General features: G+C 45.2%; 13 protein-coding genes. 7 read left to right on the forward strand and 6 right to left on the reverse strand.

Annotation, left to right across the window (positions count from 1 at the left end; translation table 11 throughout):
• Positions 1-67 precede the first annotated feature (67 nt).
• The gene (locus QQL36_RS27505) at positions 68-493 is read left to right on the forward strand and encodes a SufE family protein (protein WP_083724671.1); all 426 of its coding nucleotides are present in this window, start codon (positions 68-70) and stop codon (positions 491-493) included.
• Complete coding sequence (locus QQL36_RS27510; RefSeq protein WP_414017937.1) at positions 481-792, forward strand: iron-sulfur cluster assembly protein; 312 nt, start codon at positions 481-483, stop codon at positions 790-792. The genes QQL36_RS27505 and QQL36_RS27510 overlap by 13 nt, the downstream gene beginning before the upstream one ends.
• 121 nt (positions 793-913) lie before the next feature.
• On the opposite strand, the gene QQL36_RS27515 is transcribed toward QQL36_RS27510, so the two are convergent.
• The gene (locus QQL36_RS27515) at positions 914-1,540 is read right to left on the reverse strand and encodes a hypothetical protein (RefSeq protein WP_321567463.1); all 627 of its coding nucleotides are present in this window, start codon (positions 1,538-1,540) and stop codon (positions 914-916) included.
• A 182-nt stretch (positions 1,541-1,722) separates the two neighbouring features.
• On the opposite strand from QQL36_RS27515, the gene QQL36_RS27520 reads away from it, so the two are divergent.
• The 4 genes from QQL36_RS27520 (at position 1,723) to QQL36_RS27535 (ending at position 10,358) form a co-directional block, all read left to right on the forward strand.
• Positions 1,723-2,253, forward strand: a complete 531-nt coding sequence (locus QQL36_RS27520; protein WP_321567464.1) for a hypothetical protein — start codon at positions 1,723-1,725, stop codon at positions 2,251-2,253.
• Between the two features lie 124 nt (positions 2,254-2,377).
• Complete coding sequence (locus QQL36_RS27525) at positions 2,378-3,484, forward strand: efflux RND transporter periplasmic adaptor subunit (protein WP_321567465.1); 1,107 nt, start codon at positions 2,378-2,380, stop codon at positions 3,482-3,484.
• 199 nt (positions 3,485-3,683) lie between these two features.
• Positions 3,684-8,357, forward strand: a complete 4,674-nt coding sequence (locus QQL36_RS27530) for an efflux RND transporter permease subunit (protein WP_321567466.1) — start codon at positions 3,684-3,686, stop codon at positions 8,355-8,357.
• 429 nt (positions 8,358-8,786) lie between these two features.
• A complete protein-coding gene (locus QQL36_RS27535; RefSeq protein ID WP_321567467.1) occupies positions 8,787-10,358 on the forward strand; it encodes an ATP-binding protein in 1,572 nt (523 codons plus the stop codon).
• A 283-nt stretch (positions 10,359-10,641) separates the two neighbouring features.
• Here QQL36_RS27535 and QQL36_RS27540 read toward each other — a convergent pair whose 3' ends face one another.
• Together QQL36_RS27540 and QQL36_RS27545 are read right to left on the reverse strand one after the other, a co-directional pair.
• Positions 10,642-11,208 carry a chemotaxis protein CheB gene (locus QQL36_RS27540; protein ID WP_321567468.1) on the reverse strand — a complete coding sequence of 189 codons (567 nt, stop codon included), beginning with the start codon at positions 11,206-11,208 and terminating at the stop codon, positions 10,642-10,644.
• The gene (locus tag QQL36_RS27545; protein ID WP_321567469.1) at positions 11,205-12,038 is read right to left on the reverse strand and encodes a protein-glutamate O-methyltransferase CheR; all 834 of its coding nucleotides are present in this window, start codon (positions 12,036-12,038) and stop codon (positions 11,205-11,207) included. Before QQL36_RS27545 ends, QQL36_RS27540 begins: the two co-directional genes overlap by 4 nt.
• Positions 12,039-12,271: 233 nt before the next feature.
• Here QQL36_RS27545 and QQL36_RS27550 point away from each other — a divergent pair, with 233 nt between their 5' ends.
• On the forward strand, positions 12,272-13,081 hold the full coding sequence (locus tag QQL36_RS27550; RefSeq protein WP_321567470.1) for a hypothetical protein: 810 nt from the start codon (positions 12,272-12,274) through the stop codon (positions 13,079-13,081).
• A 456-nt stretch (positions 13,082-13,537) separates the two neighbouring features.
• Here QQL36_RS27550 and QQL36_RS27555 read toward each other — a convergent pair whose 3' ends face one another.
• The 3 genes from QQL36_RS27555 to QQL36_RS27565 form a co-directional block, all read right to left on the reverse strand.
• On the reverse strand, positions 13,538-15,772 hold the full coding sequence (locus tag QQL36_RS27555) for a cation:proton antiporter (protein WP_321567471.1): 2,235 nt from the start codon (positions 15,770-15,772) through the stop codon (positions 13,538-13,540).
• A 154-nt stretch (positions 15,773-15,926) separates the two neighbouring features.
• On the reverse strand, positions 15,927-16,295 hold the full coding sequence (locus QQL36_RS27560) for a hypothetical protein (RefSeq protein WP_321567472.1): 369 nt from the start codon (positions 16,293-16,295) through the stop codon (positions 15,927-15,929).
• A gap of 26 nt (positions 16,296-16,321) precedes the next feature.
• On the reverse strand, positions 16,322-16,774 hold the full coding sequence (locus tag QQL36_RS27565; RefSeq protein WP_083724647.1) for a MarR family winged helix-turn-helix transcriptional regulator: 453 nt from the start codon (positions 16,772-16,774) through the stop codon (positions 16,322-16,324).
• Positions 16,775-16,850: the final 76 nt, after the last annotated feature.

The following is a 16,850-nucleotide window of genomic DNA, read 5'->3' on the forward strand; positions in this document are numbered from 1 at the left end:
TCTTAGAAGAAAATTCTCTCCTGAATTTACATGCCGGTATTCGGCCGGATTTTATTAAACAGGAAGTATGACGATCAACGAAAAACAAGACGAGCTCATTTCTGACTTCTCCTTTATGGATGAATGGATGGATAAGTATGAATACATTATCCAGCTTGGTAAGGATCTGCCACTGATAGACCCGAAATATAAAACAGACGATAACCTCATCAAAGGTTGCCAGTCACAGGTATGGCTGCATACTGACCTGGTAGATGGTAAACTCATTTTCACAGCAGACAGTGATGCCGTGATCACAAAAGGATTGGTGAGTTTATTGGTAGGTGTATTATCCGGCCACACGCCAAAGGAAATTGCCGAATCTGAAATTTATTTTATCGACGAAATTGGCCTGCGCAGCCACTTGTCTCCTACCCGCTCCAATGGTTTGCTGAGCATGCTTAAGCAAATGAAAATATACGGATTAGCTTACCAGGTAAAATCGCAACAATGAACTTAAGAGATCAGATAGAGGATGTACTGAAGACAGTATATGATCCTGAAATTCCGGTGAATATATGGGAACTGGGATTGATTTATGAAATCAGGATTAATGATGATAACAGAGTAGGGATTACAATGACGCTGACAGCCCCTGCCTGCCCGGTAGCGGGAGATATTGTACGTGAGGTAGACGAGAAGGTAAAAGCGGTGGAAGGTGTGACAGATTGTGATGTGACGCTTACTTTTGAACCTGCGTGGAATAGGGATATGATGAGTGAAGAGGCGAAACTGGAATTAGGTTTTATGTAATATTGAAATTGGCAGAGCTGACCCAAAAGGGTACGCCTCTCGGGTAGGTGATGGAGCCGAAATTGCTCTTACGCAATTCTGAACGCGTTCATTTTACTTTTTAGTCAGCTCCGCCAATTTTTTATTTAGCCTCTTTCAATATATACCTTTGATTATCTTTTTTCAATGCGTATCTGATGGTCTTTAATTGTTTACCATCAGGAAATTTCCTCACTAAATAATGCTGCTGAATAAAAAAGGTATCCCTTCCATTATATCCTGGAATACTATCTTTATCTACATCCCCCGAGAAGATTCTTACCGCTTTGTGTTGTATAAAAGTCAATCCATACACACTGCCCTCCGCATCTGTTCCATCTGATTTTGTAAATGCAAACACTTCCGGATTACCATCCCCATCCAGGTCACTTACGTCCATATTGGTTACTTTCCCCTTCACATCATATATCACCGTACTATCCGGCGCAGGTTTTGTCGTATCCCCTCTCAGGTCCTGTGAAGAGATCATGAGTGATCGCCCTGATCCATCTCCACTTACTTTCACCACAAATTTATAATTCCCTTTTACCATCACACCCGAACTCCGCAGTCCTTCTGCAGTCTTAAACTGCTGTGCCTGCGTTGCGATATCCTCACTACCGGGGGTTCCCTGTTGTTTCTCATCCGCCATCTGGTCCGAAGTCTTTACAGGGTTATTACAGGCTATGGCAGATATTATTATGATTCCGAAAAGTTGTAGAGCTTTCATCCTGATTACGTTTATAATTATGTGCAACAAGGATAATGCCATCACCACTCATCCATTAGCTGTTTGATATGTAATGGTAAAATTTTATATTTGCCCCTATCAATTGACGATTGCGAACTAATATGCTTCAACTAAAAACCGATCATACTTTTCGGAACAGGTTTTTATTTGTTTTCCTGTTAATGACCATTTTTAATGGTTTGACGGGGTATGCTACGAATAATCGTTTATATGATGTAAGGTTGCAGGTACAACCGGGGAGCTGTGCACAGGATGTGTCGTTGCAAACCAGCAACCTTCAGCATCGTGCTCAGGCAGTACAACGCCCTCAGGACTTTTTGTTCCGTACGCAGCCTACACATCGTCCGCAGGAATTGTCTTTCCGCCCGCAAACTTCCCACCGCCCTCACTTTGATCTCAAACCTTCTCATTTTTTCCTGCATCTTCCGCATTTATTGATGGAAGACCTGCCGGAAGACATCACTGAGGATCAGATTGCATACATTTCCCGTGCGCACGACCCTCGTCAGAAGCGCCGATTCTATATTTCTGCTACTTCACAGCAATACTCATTTACAACACGCCTACAACAGTTACAGCTCCTCCTGGTCCAATATATACCAGGAAATGAAAACAAAACCGGCATCTACCAATGGCATGATGCCTTTCTACCCGCCTACTATAAGTTTCTCTTCAGGTACACCCTCTTTTGAGCAATTCCTTATTTATAGATGATGAAATAAGAATTGTATTACCATGTATACAAGGCCCCCGTTATGAATGATACGTCATAGGGGCATGCTATTGTATACGCGAAAAAAATGATTGATACCTGTCATGCGCACAACTACTGTGATATTGATGAGCATCGCCCTGGGGGGATGTATTACCAAAGGAGAAAAAAATAATACGAAGGATAACCTGAACACTTATCCTGTAGTGCAGCTTGCACTTACAGACACCATATTACATAAGAACTATGTAGCCGATATTGAGGCCGTACGGAATGTAGAGATCCGTGCCCGTGTAAACGGGTTCCTCAATAAGATCTATGTAGACGAGGGGCAACATGTACAACAGGGACAATTACTCTTTAGTCTCAACGACGAAGAGTTCAGAGCTGAACTGGCACGCGCCAAAGCCGCTTTCAGCAGTGCGATTGCAGATGCAAAGACGGCGCAGCTGGAACAATCAAGGGTACAATTGCTGGTCGATAAAAAGGTGATTGCCAAAACAGAACTGGAAGTGGCCAGCGCGAAAGTAGCTGCGGCCAATGCCAGAGTGGAAGAGGCACGCAGTGCAGAAACCAATGCCGCTACACGGCTTGCTTATACGTCTATCCGTGCGCCATTTACCGGTTATATTGATAGATTACCTTCTAAAGCGGGGAGCCTGATCGCCGAAGGGGCGCTGCTGACTTCAGTTTCAGACATTCAGGATATGTATGCTTACTTCAATGTATCGGAGACTGAATACTTACAGCATAAGCGGAGTGCACAGGATAACCAGCATGCAGAAGTAGAGCTGGTACTGGCGGATGGTTCCCTCTATCCTTATAAAGGGAAGATAGAGACGATCGAAAGTGAATTTGAAGAAAGTACGGGGTCCATTGCATTCAGAGCGAAATTTCCAAATCCGAAAGCGCTGCTGAAACATGGCGCCAGTGGTAAGATACAACTCGCTGCTGATTTGGATAGCACAATGCTGATTCCACAGAAGGCGGTGTTTGAAATGCAGGATAAAAATTATGTATTCCTGCTGGATGCAAATAATCATGTAAAGATGAAAAGCTTTAGTCCGGGACCGAGGATGGCTAACTGTTACATTGTACAGGCAGGTCTGAAGCCGGGAGACAGGGTAGTGTACGAAGGGGTACGCAATCTTAGAGAGGGTATGCAGATCAATCCGACGGTGATTTCGCTGGATAGTATCAGGGCATTGTAATGATCAGTGTATTGATCTATCTGTGCGGTGATTTCGCTGGATAGCATCAGGGCAGTGTAATGATCAGTGCAGTGATCTATCTGTGCGGTGATTTCGCTGGATAGTATCCGTGCCCTTTAAAGCAAATTATCAATCCGGTGGCATACATCTAAGTGGTGCGACCTGATAGATAAATCATTTTCATCTTTTACATCATTTTATGTTTGATACATTTATCAAGCGGCCCGTGCTGTCGCTAGTCATCTCGTTAATCATAGTCCTGCTGGGCCTACTGGCACTATTCTCTCTGCCAGTCACCCAATTTCCCGACATCGTTCCTCCATCCGTTACCGTTACCGCCAAGTACACGGGTGCGAATGCCGAAGTATGTGCCAAAGCCGTGGCCACTCCATTGGAAAGAGCCATCAATGGTGTACCGGGTATGACCTACATGTCGTCTGTATCCAGCAATACCGGTGTCACACTGATCTCCGTTTCTTTCGCCGTTGGTACAGATCCGGACCAGGCCGCAGTAAACGTACAGAACCGTGTGGCCACCATCCTCGATGAATTACCTGAAGAGGTCATCAAAGCCGGTGTGAGTACGGAAAAAGAAGTGAACAGTATGCTGCTTTACCTCAACATCATGAGTGAAGACAGCACCCTCAATGAAAAATTCATTTACAACTTTGCAGACATCAACGTATTGCAGGAGTTAAAACGTATCGATGGCGTTGGCTTTGCGGAGATCATGGGCGCTAAGGAATACGCCATGCGCGTATGGCTGAAACCCGATCGTATGTTGGCTTACAGCGTTAGTGCCGACGAAGTGGTGGAAGCCATCCGTAAACAAAACATCGAAGCAGCCCCCGGTAAAACAGGGGAAGCCGCTGACAATGATCCACAGGTATTACAATACATCTTACGCTATACCGGAAAATTCTTTGAACCTGGGCAATATGAAAATATCATCATCCGCGCCAATGCCGACGGCTCTGTATTAAAGCTGAAAGAAGTGGCGGACGTGGAATTCGGCGCACTCAGTTATGGCATGGTATCCAAAACAGATGGTAAGCCTTCTGCATCTATCATGCTCAAACAACGCCCCGGTTCCAATGCACAGGATGTAATTGCGAATGTAAAAAGCCGTATGGCTGAACTGAAGGAAACCTCTTTTCCACCGGGCATGACGTACAACTTCAACTACGACGTATCCCGTTTTCTGGATGCCTCTATCCATGAAGTATTACGTACACTGGTAGAAGCATTCATCTTAGTATTCATCGTGGTATTCCTCTTTATACAGGACTTCCGCTCTACCCTCATACCTGCACTGGCAGTGCCGGTAGCGTTGATCGGTACATTGGCATTTATGCAAATGATGGGTTTCTCTATCAACCTGCTCACCCTGTTTGCATTAGTGCTTGCCATTGGTATAGTGGTCGATAATGCCATTGTGGTGGTGGAAGCTGTGCATGTAAAAATGCATGATCAGCACATGGCTCCCATGCAAGCCACACTGGCGGCAATGCGGGAAATAAGCGGGGCACTGGTGGCGATTACATTGGTCATGTCTGCCGTATTTATCCCGGTGGCATTCCTCTCAGGCCCTGTGGGCGTGTTCTACAGACAGTTCTCCCTCACCATGGCAATTGCAATTGTGATTTCGGGTATCAATGCCGTAACCCTCACGCCTGCTCTGTGTGCGATTATGCTCAAAAATCACCATGCAGCGGGCAAGCCCCGTACATGGCTACAAAAGTTCTTCGATAAATTTAACTATCGTTATAATAAGACAGAAAAGAAATACCAGCACCTGGTTGGATATATTGCAGGCAGGCGCATGATCACAATCGGGATGCTGGCATTCTTTTTCATTGCTACCTGGGGCGTGAGCGCGATTCTGCCCGGAGGCTTTATTCCTGCTGAAGACCAGGGGATGATCTATGTGAACGTCACGACGCCTGCAGGTGCCACTGTATCCAGAACGGAGGCTGTGCTGGATGAAGTACAGAAAGTAGCAGCAAATCTGAAAGAAACAGAATCGGTATCTATACTGGCGGGGTATAGCCTGGTGAGTGAAGTAGCGGGTGCCAGCTATGGCATGGGTATGGTGAACCTGAAACCATGGGAAGAAAGAAACCGGTCTGTGAAAGAGATCATTGCACAATTAGAGAAAGATACCCGCAACATTAATGATGCAAGTATTGAGTTCTTCCCACCTCCTACCGTACCGGGTTTTGGTAACTCGAGTGGTTTTGAACTGCGTGTGCTGGACAAGAGTGGTAGTGGAGACTTAAGACAAACAGCGGATGTAACGACAGCATTCATCAACGCATTGAAAGAAAGAAAAGAAATCGGAAGTGCATTTACCAGCTTTGACCCTGACTTTCCACAATATATGATTCATGTGGACCAGGCCATGGCAGCGAAGAAGGGCGTGAGTATAGATAATGCCATGAGCACGTTGCAGACATTGCTGGGCAGTTATTATGCCTCTAACTTTATACGTTTCGGCCAGATGTATAAGGTGATGGTACAGGCATCGCCCCGCTATAGAACCAAGCCGGAAGATATCCTGCATTTGTATGTCAAGAATGATAAAGGCGAGATGGTGCCTTATTCCAACTTTGTAAGCCTGGAAAGAGTGTATGGACCAGAGCAGCTCACACGTTATAATATGTATACAGCGGCGATGGTGAATGGAGATGCGGCGCCGGGATATAGTAGTGGTGATGCTATCAAAGCTATTGAAGAAGTGGCGAAGCAGAAACTGCCACGTGGATTTAGTTTTGAGTGGAGTGGGATGACGAGAGAACAGATCCTTTCAGGTAATCAGGCGGTGTACATTTTTGCGATTGTATTGTTGTTTGTGTATTTGTTGCTGGCAGCACAGTATGAGAGTTTCTTATTGCCATTGCCGGTGATATTATCACTACCGGCGGGGATCTTCGGGGCTTTCCTTACGTTGAAACTGGCGGGATTGGAGAATAATATTTATGCGCAGGTGGCATTGGTGATGCTGGTTGGTTTGTTGGGTAAGAATGCGATATTGATAGTGGAGTTTGCGATCCTGAAACATAAGCAGGGTGCTTCGATATTGGAGAGTGCGAAGGAAGGTGCGGTGTCTCGTTTGCGTCCGATTTTGATGACTTCGTTTGCCTTTATTGCAGGGTTGATCCCTCTGTGTGTTGCGAATGGTGCAGGTGCGATGGGGAATAGGTCGATTGGTACAGCGGCAGCGGGGGGAATGTTGATAGGAACGGTATTCGGTGTGGTGGTGATTCCGGGGTTGTATGTGCTGTTTGCAGGGATAGCGGAGAAGAGGAGGAAGCCACATGTGGTGAAGGCGCATCATGTGGTGACGGTGTTGGTGTTAGGGGTGTTGATGAGTAGTTGTTATACGCCGAAGGCAGTGGAGTATCCTGAGGTGCCTGCGGTACCTGGGGAGCATGCGATGCCTGCGGGACATGAGGTGCCTGCGGAGCATGAGGTGCATGAGGTGCATGCGGTGCCTACGGGGCATGCGATACCTGCGGAGCATGAGGTGCCTGCGGGGCTTGTAACAAATGTATCAGCTAAAACAAAGGATACAACAGCTACTACCCCACTTACTTACCAACAGTTTTTTGCAGACCCATATCTCAGGCAATTACTGGATACTGCCTTACATAATAATACGGATATACAGTTAGCGCTGCAGCGGGTGGAAATGACAAAGGCACAGTTGCTGGTAGCCAGCAAGGCATGGTTGCCGGCTGTGAATGCGGCTGTAGATGCAGGTGTAGAAAGATATGGTGATTATACCATGAATGGCGTAGGTAACTATGATACCAACCTTTCACAGAATATAGACAATAATCAAAAGATACCGAATCCTACGCCGAATTACTTTATTGGGCTGAAGAGTGCGTGGGAAATAGATCTGTGGGGGAAGTTAAAGAATGGTAAGAAAGCAGCACAGCAGCGGATGCTGGCGAGTGAGCAGGGAAAACGACTGGTGACCACGCAGTTGATAGCAAATGTAGCGGGGATGTATTACCAGCTATTGGCACTGGATAATGAGCGAACTGTATTGCAACGCAACATTGCCTTGCAGCAATCAGCGCTGTCGACAGTACGTATTCAGCAGGAAGCGGGAAGAGCGACATTGCTGGCAGTGCAACAATTTCATGCGCAGTTGTTGAATACACAGAGTTTGATGATGGGGATTCAGCAACAAACGACAAGGTTGGAGAATCAGTTGAATGCGTTGCTGGGTCGGTTTCCGCAGGCGATACCGAGAGATACTTCTTTGCTGACAGCCCCATTGCCTCCTTATGCGAGTGCAGGCATGCCGGCGACATTGTTATCTCATCGTCCGGATATTCAGCAGGCAGCGCTGGAATTGGGTGCAGCGAAAGCGGATGTGGCAGCGGCGAAGGCGGCGTTTTTACCATCGCTGAATATCAATCCCTATGTAGGATTTAATAGTTTCAGGGCGAATTTATTATTTAATACGGGGTCAGTGGCTTATGGGTTGTTAGGAGGTGTGACGGCGCCGATATTTAATAAGAAGCAGCTGGCGGCACAGTACCAGGTGAATTCGGCAACGGCATTAAGTGCGTTTTATAATTACAGACAAAGAGTGATAGATGGGTACCAGGAAGTGATGACGGCGCTGAGCCAGTTGCATAATGGCCAGGAGGCATTCAGGCTGAAAGAAGCAGAAGTGACGATGTTGAAGGATGGGGTATCGACAGCGAATGACCTGTATATGACGGGGTATGCGAACTATCTGGAGGTGATTACAGCGCAAAAGAGTGTGTTGGAGGCAGAGTTGGCGCTGGCAAATAACAGGAAGGAGTTGTTTTTGGGAACGATTGAGTTGTATAGGGCGTTGGGAGGAATGTAAGGAGAAGAAAGGATTGCCCTGGGGAACGATTGAGTTGTATAAGGCTCACGAAGGAATGTAAGGAGAAGAAAGGAATTGCCTTGGGGAACGATTGAGTTGTATAAGGCTCACGAAGGAATGTAAGGAGAAGAAAGGAATTGCCTTGGGGGACGATTGAGTTGTATAGGGCTCACGAAGGAATGTAAGAACCAGATAACGAAATAAAGAATCATTATTTATTACCTGACAGGTCGTTTAAAAACCAGGCTTGTCTTTTTAATGTAGCAGTAGTAGTATAAGTTAGAGGATTGATGAAGTGCAGCCCTCATTTGCAAATGCAAGTGGGGGCTGTTTATTTTTTTCCAACTCATTACATCATTTTAATATACATTTATACCAGCTGCGGCGCGATTTTTGAGGTAGTCCCCGTGGCCAGTAATTTATGGAAGAATGATATTAATCGTCGATGATAAGCCAGAAAATATTCTATCACTTAGAAAGACATTAGAATTACACGATCTGGAAGTGGATACTGCTTTATCAGGAGAGGAAGCACTCAAGAAGATCCTTAAGAACAACTATGCACTCATCATTCTCGATGTACAGATGCCTAGTATGGATGGCTTTGAGGTAGCTGAAACCATTTCCGGATATAGTAAAGCAAGGGACGTACCTATCCTGTTCCTGTCTGCTGTCAATAAGGATAAAAAATTCATTGCCAAGGGCTATGCTTCTGGAGGGTTGGATTACATAACCAAACCAGTAGACCCTGATATATTTCTGCTTAAAGTAAAGACTTTCATTAAATTATATGAACAGAACCGTCAGTTGCAGGCCATGCATGAAAACCTTCGTCAGGAGGTAGAAGTGCGTAAACAGGCACAGGCGGCATTGAATGCAAAGGTACAGGAGCAGCATTCCATCCTTGAGTCCCTCCCCCAGGTAGCCTTTACCGCCAGGGGGGATGGAAATGTGGAATATGCGAACCGGCATTGGTTCTATTATTCCCCATCCCTGGATGATTTCCCCGCTACCTACGACCAGGACCACCAGGAACAAAAGGTTTGGGAGAATGCGATCCTGGCAGGCCAACCTATTGAAAAGGAAGTGTACCTGCATAACCGGCTCACCCATCATTACAGATGTCATTTACTCAGGGCCATTCCCATTGACGAAGATGGACGAATTGTAAAATGGGTAGGTACATTTACCGATATCGCCCATCAGAAACAAGCGAATGAGATCCTGGAACAAAGGGTGGAGGAGCGTACCCATGAACTGCAGGAAATGAACCAGGCACTGGAAGCAAGTAACTATGAGTTACAGCAGTTTGCCAGTGTGGCTTCGCACGATTTGAAAGAGCCGCTCAGGAAGATCCAGTTATTTGGAACGATCCTCCGCGACAGGCATTTGGGTACCAACCCGGATGCCATCCAGTATATGGAAAGGATTGTGAGTTCTTCTGAAAGGATGAGCAAATTGATAAGTGATCTATTAAAATACTCCAGGTTATCAGCAGACAATACTTTTGAGCCAGTCAATCTGAATGGGTTGATCAATGAGATCTTAGCAGACCTGGAATTGTCAGTTAGAGATGCCGATGCGGAGATCGTGGTAGAAGAATTACCAGAGTTGGAAGCAATACCAGGGCAGATCCGGCAGGCATTACAGAATATAATTAGTAATGCACTGAAATTCAGAAGGCCCGGGGTACGGGCATTGATCACCATCAAGTCGGAAATTGTAGGGGAGAAAGAATTAGAAAGTAGTGTGCAGGAAGCCGGGAATTTTTGCAGGATTGTGGTGAGTGATAATGGGATTGGATTTGATGAAAAGTACTTACCAAAGATATTTACGCTGTTTCAGCGATTGCATAGTGCGGATGCGTATGAGGGTACTGGTATTGGGTTGAGTATCGCAAAGAAAGTGATTGAGAAGCACCAGGGGATTATCAGTGCACAAAGTAAAGAGGATGAGGGAACGAGATTTATTATGGTGTTGCCGCTGAAACAATCGAATTAAAAAAGAACGTTTTTCAAGCTGGCTGCAGGCCATGCAGCTCAAAAAACGGGACTAGAAAGTAAAATGAAGGCGCTGGGAATTGCGTAAAAGCCATTTCGTCTCCATCACACTTACCCGAGAGTGAGTCCCCTTTTAGCCTCGTTTTATTCGGGTACCTAATTGAGATAAGTAGTCCTTTATGCAATTCTGAAGAGGGTTATTTATTTTTGATAGATCCTGTTTTTTTCTGCATTTAAAGAGCTGTTGTATTTAAAGTGCCGTTGCATTTAGAGACCCGTTGCATTTAGAGAGACATTACCCACTCCACCATATCGCGCTGGCGCAACACCCTATCCACCTTCACCACTCCCATCGCATACTTAGGCATAAACGACACCTCTGCCTCCGCCGGATCCTGCACCGCCACTACCGCTCCCATCGCCTTCGCCATCTGCAACCCCTCTCCTCCATCCGTATTCGCTCCTGATAATAATAAACAAGCTAACTGCTCCTTTATGACCTCCGCAGCTGAAATAAATGTCACATCTATACTCGGCCTGCTATAATTTACCTTCTCAGAATAATCCAACGTAATCGTACCATCCGGCTCTATCAATAAATGGTAATCCGACGGCACTACATACACCATTCCCGCTGTCAGCAAATCCTTCTCCTCCGCTTCCTTCACAGGCAAGATACTCCTTGCCGCCAGCAAATCAGACAATAACGAATCGTTATCGCTCTTGCGGTGCAATACAATAATAATCGCCAGCTTACAAGCCGGATCTAACAACGGTAATAATTGTAACAATACCTCCAGACTACCTGCAGACCCTCCTATCACCAATGTTCGGGGAATCGAAACTGTCATGTAGCTATTTTTCTCCAGATTTTTTCTTTCTGTGCCAATGGTTTGAACAACGGCGCGACGGTTGTAAACCGCAATGTTTCCTTCGCACCCAGCGCCATAAAGCCCAGCGGCTCAAGGCTCTCACTAAACAGGTGCAATACCTTGTCCTGCAATTCCTTGTTAAAATAAATCAACACATTGCGGCAGATTATCAGTTGAAATTCATTAAAAGAACGATCTGTCACTAAATTGTGCGCTGAAAAAACGATCTTCTCACTCAGACTCTCTGAAAATTTTGCGTACTCATAATTTGCTGCATAATACTGAGAAAAATCATGTTGTCCGCCAGACTGCTGATAATTCTGTGAATACTGCTGCATATAGGCTAAAGGGAAAATCCCCTTGCGGGCTTTCTCCAACACACTCTCGTTGATATCGGTCGCATAAATAACTGACTTGTGTAACAGGTTCATCTCCTTTAATAAGATCGCCATGGAATACACCTCTTCACCAGTAGAACACCCTGCATGCCAGATCCTGATAAACGGATATGTGGCCAAAACCGGCAGCACCTGTTTGCGCAATGCCTGAAAAAACGCAGGATCCCGAAACATCTCCGTTACATTGACCGTGATCTGCTCCATCAGGTAGGTGAGGTAAGTACTGTCCATTCTCACTCTATAGCGAAATTCAGCAAAACTTGGAAACCTGTCATTTGTATATACTCTTTGTAACCTCCGCTTGACAGAAGCGAAAGAATAATCCGTAAAGTCGTACCCATATTGTTCCAACAAGTCGTTCAACAATATATTTACTTCCTCATCCGTCAAATGGTGTACATTCTCCTTCATTATCGATTCATTATTCTTTTATTCCCGTGCGTAATTTCGTAAAGTTTTCCGGCATTTGTGTAGTGTCTGTCAGACAATGAATTTCCCGATGTGAGAAAGTTCTTCACCATATTCCGCCACAATCTATAATACATTCACCTAAAAACATATATAAAATACTTATCAAAATCCAACTTACTGAGTATTCCGTAAGTATTTGGGAGAAGTATCTTTATAACCTAACTATTGCCAACATGAGTTTATCCTTAAACAGAGGAGCGCTAAGCGCTACCGTATTGTCAGCAGCATTAGCTATTTGCGCTTTTAAGCCTGCACCTTGCGACAACAATGGAGGTCTTCTCCATGCGATTTCTTCGCCGACTGACAAAACTGTTCTAACGTACAATGCAGACAAAAGTATTGCCAAACTGGTAACTACTCATGCAATGGGGGACGATCAGTACACAGATGTGCGTATCCCGGTTTATCAATCCGGCAAACTTGTAAAAACGATGAGTACAGCCGATGAAAGTCAGGCTCCTACCCTGTTCTCTTCCTTCGGGTACGATAGCAAGGGCCGTATTGACAAGATCAGTTATTATGAAGAAAACCAGGTATCTGGCTACGATTCACTGGTGTATGACACCAAGGGGCAGTTGGCCGCGAGGTATTTCTTCGTGATGCAGGCCGGGAAACAAACATTTGAAAATCACTATTGTCAGTTGTACACCTGGGATCAGAAAGGCAACATTATCCAACAGGAAAACATGGGTCGGGTTGCAAACAATGTTGCATTTGCATTGAGTTCTACAGTTGCATTCCAGTATGATGACAAGCTGAATTCACAGAAGAGCGTTCCGGGGTTTGGTTATATCACTGACCTGAATGCGGTAAATCTTTCTGCTAATAACATCGTCTCTGAGGTGATTACAACGGCGAATGGAGCGAATGCGATTTCTAAAAGTTACGCATATAATTACAATAGTAAGCAGTATCCTGCACAGATAACGGCTAAGAATAGTGGTACCAATGAGGAAGTGGTGACTGAATTGACATGGGAATAATGGGAATGTTTTTCCAGTAAATTGTCAAGGTTTGCTGTAAAATGTGAATGGTTCTTTTGTAAACTGTAAATGTTTGCTGTAAACGGTCAATGGTTCCAGTAAACCGTGAAGGGTTCCTTTGTAAACTGTAAATGTTTGCGGTAATCGGTCAATGGTTCCAGTAAACCGTGAATGGTTCCTTTACAAACTGTCAATGTTTGCTGTAAAATGTCAATGCTTCCAGTAAACCGTGAATGGTTCCTTTACAAACTGTCAATGTTTGCTGTAAACTGTTAATGCTTACAGTAAACCGTGAATGGTGCCTTTACAAACTGTCAATGTTTGCTGTAAACTGTTAATGCTTACAGTAAACCGTGAATGGTGCCTTTACAAACTGTCAATGTTTCCAATATAACGAAAGGGTGTCTCATTCATTTGAGACACCCTTTTGTAATTAAAGCATTTATGAATGTTCCATTAATCCTTTTTTGCATTTATCTCCTTCAACCATGCATACAATTTACCACCGCTTCCTGCAATCCACACAATATCTCCTGCCTGCAACACTGTGAGTGAAGCAGGATTCAACAATCGCTGTCCTTTTCGCTCTATCCCCAGCACAATTCCACTGGTCCGCTCCCTGATCCCTGCTTCCCGAATCGTCTTTCCTTCCAGCGCAGATCTTTCTGCCACCAAAAACTGCTTCAGTGCAATCGGATCTCCATCATTCACCGGTACAGCTATCGCAGCATTCGCCGGTTCAAGGTAATGATTGAACTTCTGCAATTGTTCGTCCGTGCCTATGGCCGTAACCACATCCCCCGGAAACAATCTCGCATTTTTATCAGGTGCATACATCTTCATTCCACTTCTATTGATCAATGCGATATTGATTCCATAATTTTCCCTCAGTCGCAACTCCTCCAGTGTCTGACCCACTACCGGCGAAAGTGGTTTGATCTCAGACACAGCCAAATGCGCATCCCAGGGAGCCAACACCGACTTATTGATATTCCCCACTTTCGTATCTCTTGCATTGAAGTTGGTAAAGAACCGCTCTTCGATCGTGGTATAAAAATCTCCGATCTTATGGCGCAATACGAAAATCAATACAATCATAATCGCCGTCACCGCCAATGCTACTGAGTAAGAGAAGAACCGGTCGATAAAGAACCCCACCAGGAACACCGCCACCACAATACGTGCAATACGCAACAGCATCAGTGGGCCTCTATACTTTTTCTGTTCCCATATGCGATTCGATTCTGCACTGCTGATCCTTCTGAAACCCAGTGCCCACAAAAAAGGCATGAGCAGGAAGAGGGTAACGACTGCACTTGCAATACGCCCCCAGTTGTACTTACCCGACATTGGTAGCAGGTAATAGGAGGATAATAATATAATAGCCAGCAGGACGACCGTACAAATTACGATGTTTGTAAAGTAACTCTTCAGCAATACCTTCCAGTCACTCACAACCGAGATGGTTTGTGCCGCGGCACTGTACCGGTTGATGGCCGTCCTCCAGCGATGCGGCAACATATCTGACAGTTTTTCATAAACAGGGCCGGATAGTTTGATCATATATGGAGTCGTGAAGGTAGTCACTGCCGATACTGCCACAGCTACCGGGTATAGGAATTCACTTGTTACATTGAGCGTGAGACCGAGTTGGGCGATGATAAACGAGAACTCCCCGATCTGTGCAAGACTCATCCCTGCCTGTACGGAGGTCTTCAAAGGCTGGCCGGATAAAAGTGCACCTAACCCGGTACTCAATGTCTTACCTATCAGTGTTACGACGGTGATGATGAGTACAGGTACGGCATATTTTACCAGCATAGAAGGGTCGATCAACATGCCTACAGAAACAAAGAAGACGGCACCGAACAATTCCTTTACAGGTTTTACAAGGTGTTCGATCTTTTCCGCCTGGGTCGTTTCGGCTAAGATAGAGCCCATGATGAAAGCGCCGAGTGCAGGAGAAAAACCTACCTGGGTAGCCAGCACCACCATGAGCAGACATAAGCCAACGGACGTAACCAGCAGGGTTTCTTCGTTCATGATCTTCTTCGTCATGCGTAGCAGACTGGGTATAAAGAAGATCCCAGCCACAAACCAGGCAATGAGGAAGAAAACGAGTTTAACTACGGAGATCAGCATTTCTCCGCCTTCGAACTGTCGGCTTACGGCAAGGGTCGATAATAACACCAGCAGTACGATGGCGACCAGGTCTTCAACGACGAGGATACCGAATACGAGGCCGGCGAATTTCAGGCCTTTCACGCCCAATTCTTCGAAGGCCCTTATAATAATAGTAGTAGAAGATATAGATATGATACCCCCCAGGAAGATGCTGTCCATAGCGTTCCATCCCATTATCTGCCCCAGGAGGTAACCGAGGGCGAGCATGAAAATGACTTCTACGATGGCGGTAATGGAGGCGGCCCCACCTACTTTAATTAGTTTCTTAAAACTGAATTCGAGGCCGAGGCTGAAGAGTAAAAAGATAACACCTATTTCAGACCATATATGGATATTTTTTTCATCGGAAACGGTTGGAACAAGCGAGACGTGTTGGCCTACCAGCAGGCCTGCTACAATGTACCCCAGTACCAGCGGCTGACGTAGACGCTTGAATATGAGGGTGGTAACAGCTGCTGCTATCAGGATTAATGCCAGGTCTTTAATTAACGGTGCTAAATGAATCATCTGGTCGTATTAGTAGTTAAAATTCCATTGCGAATAAAAATGAAGCGGCGAAAAATTGACTTGTACCTTCGGCAAAAGTCAATTTTTCGCGGGGGTAGAATGGCCTGCGGCCGGCTAAAATCTAAATGCCGGTAAAGCCAGTAATACAAAACAACTACCAGAAAATATGGTTAGGGAAAATAAGCGTTCTGACAATAGCATGTATATCTACCAGGAGCCTTCCTGTAGACAACACCACGGCATACAATGGCAACCGCGGTATAAAATACGCACTGAAATGACCTGTAGCAGGCCTATAAACACACTTGTTAGGGGAACTAAAACAGTTGTTGAAATCAACAATGGTCTCCGGTAGATATCCGGTACCGTTACGCCATCCAGGTTTCGGATCGCTCTTTACTACTTTGAGTACAGTGGTTACAGGTTTCCTATTCTCTACAGCTTCATACTTTTTCTTGCACACATGCGCACCCGCCTGGTAAAAAGAAAAGAATATGATGATATATAGAAGAAGGTGACGCATAAGTACGAAGATACGTTTTTCTGCCCCTATCTCCGCACCTTATCCAGCAAATCGCTCAGCTGCGCAGCTTCTTCGGCACTTAATCTTTCAGCAATGTCATTGTAAAAATTATCCATGGGCACATTGACTTCGTCCAGCAGTTTCAAACCTTTCGGTGTAATGTTGATGTCCATTTTACGCCTGTTGTGCGGGCACAATCTGCGTTGTACGTATTCCAGCTTTTCAAGTTTGTCGAGTAAGCGGGTCACGTCGCTCGCTTTGTCCAGCATGACTTCTTTGATGCTACCGGCAGAAACAGGTTCCGGATGACGGCCGCGGATAATGCGTAGCGCATTGTAATGCTGGGGCAACAGCCCATAGGATTTCAGGTTGGCTCCGAGGGAATCTCTCAGCCAGTTACCCGTATAAAGGAGGTTCACCACCATTTTGTGATGATCGTCCTTAAACTTACGCTGATTAATTGCTTGTTCAATTCTCATGTATCAAAGATATGAAATATGCGTGTTGCAACATATTAGGAGTATTCCATTCTATTAACATTATGTGGATATTTAT

It is taken from the genome of Chitinophaga sp. LS1 (genome assembly GCF_034274695.1).
In the GTDB taxonomy this organism is placed as follows: domain Bacteria; phylum Bacteroidota; class Bacteroidia; order Chitinophagales; family Chitinophagaceae; genus Chitinophaga.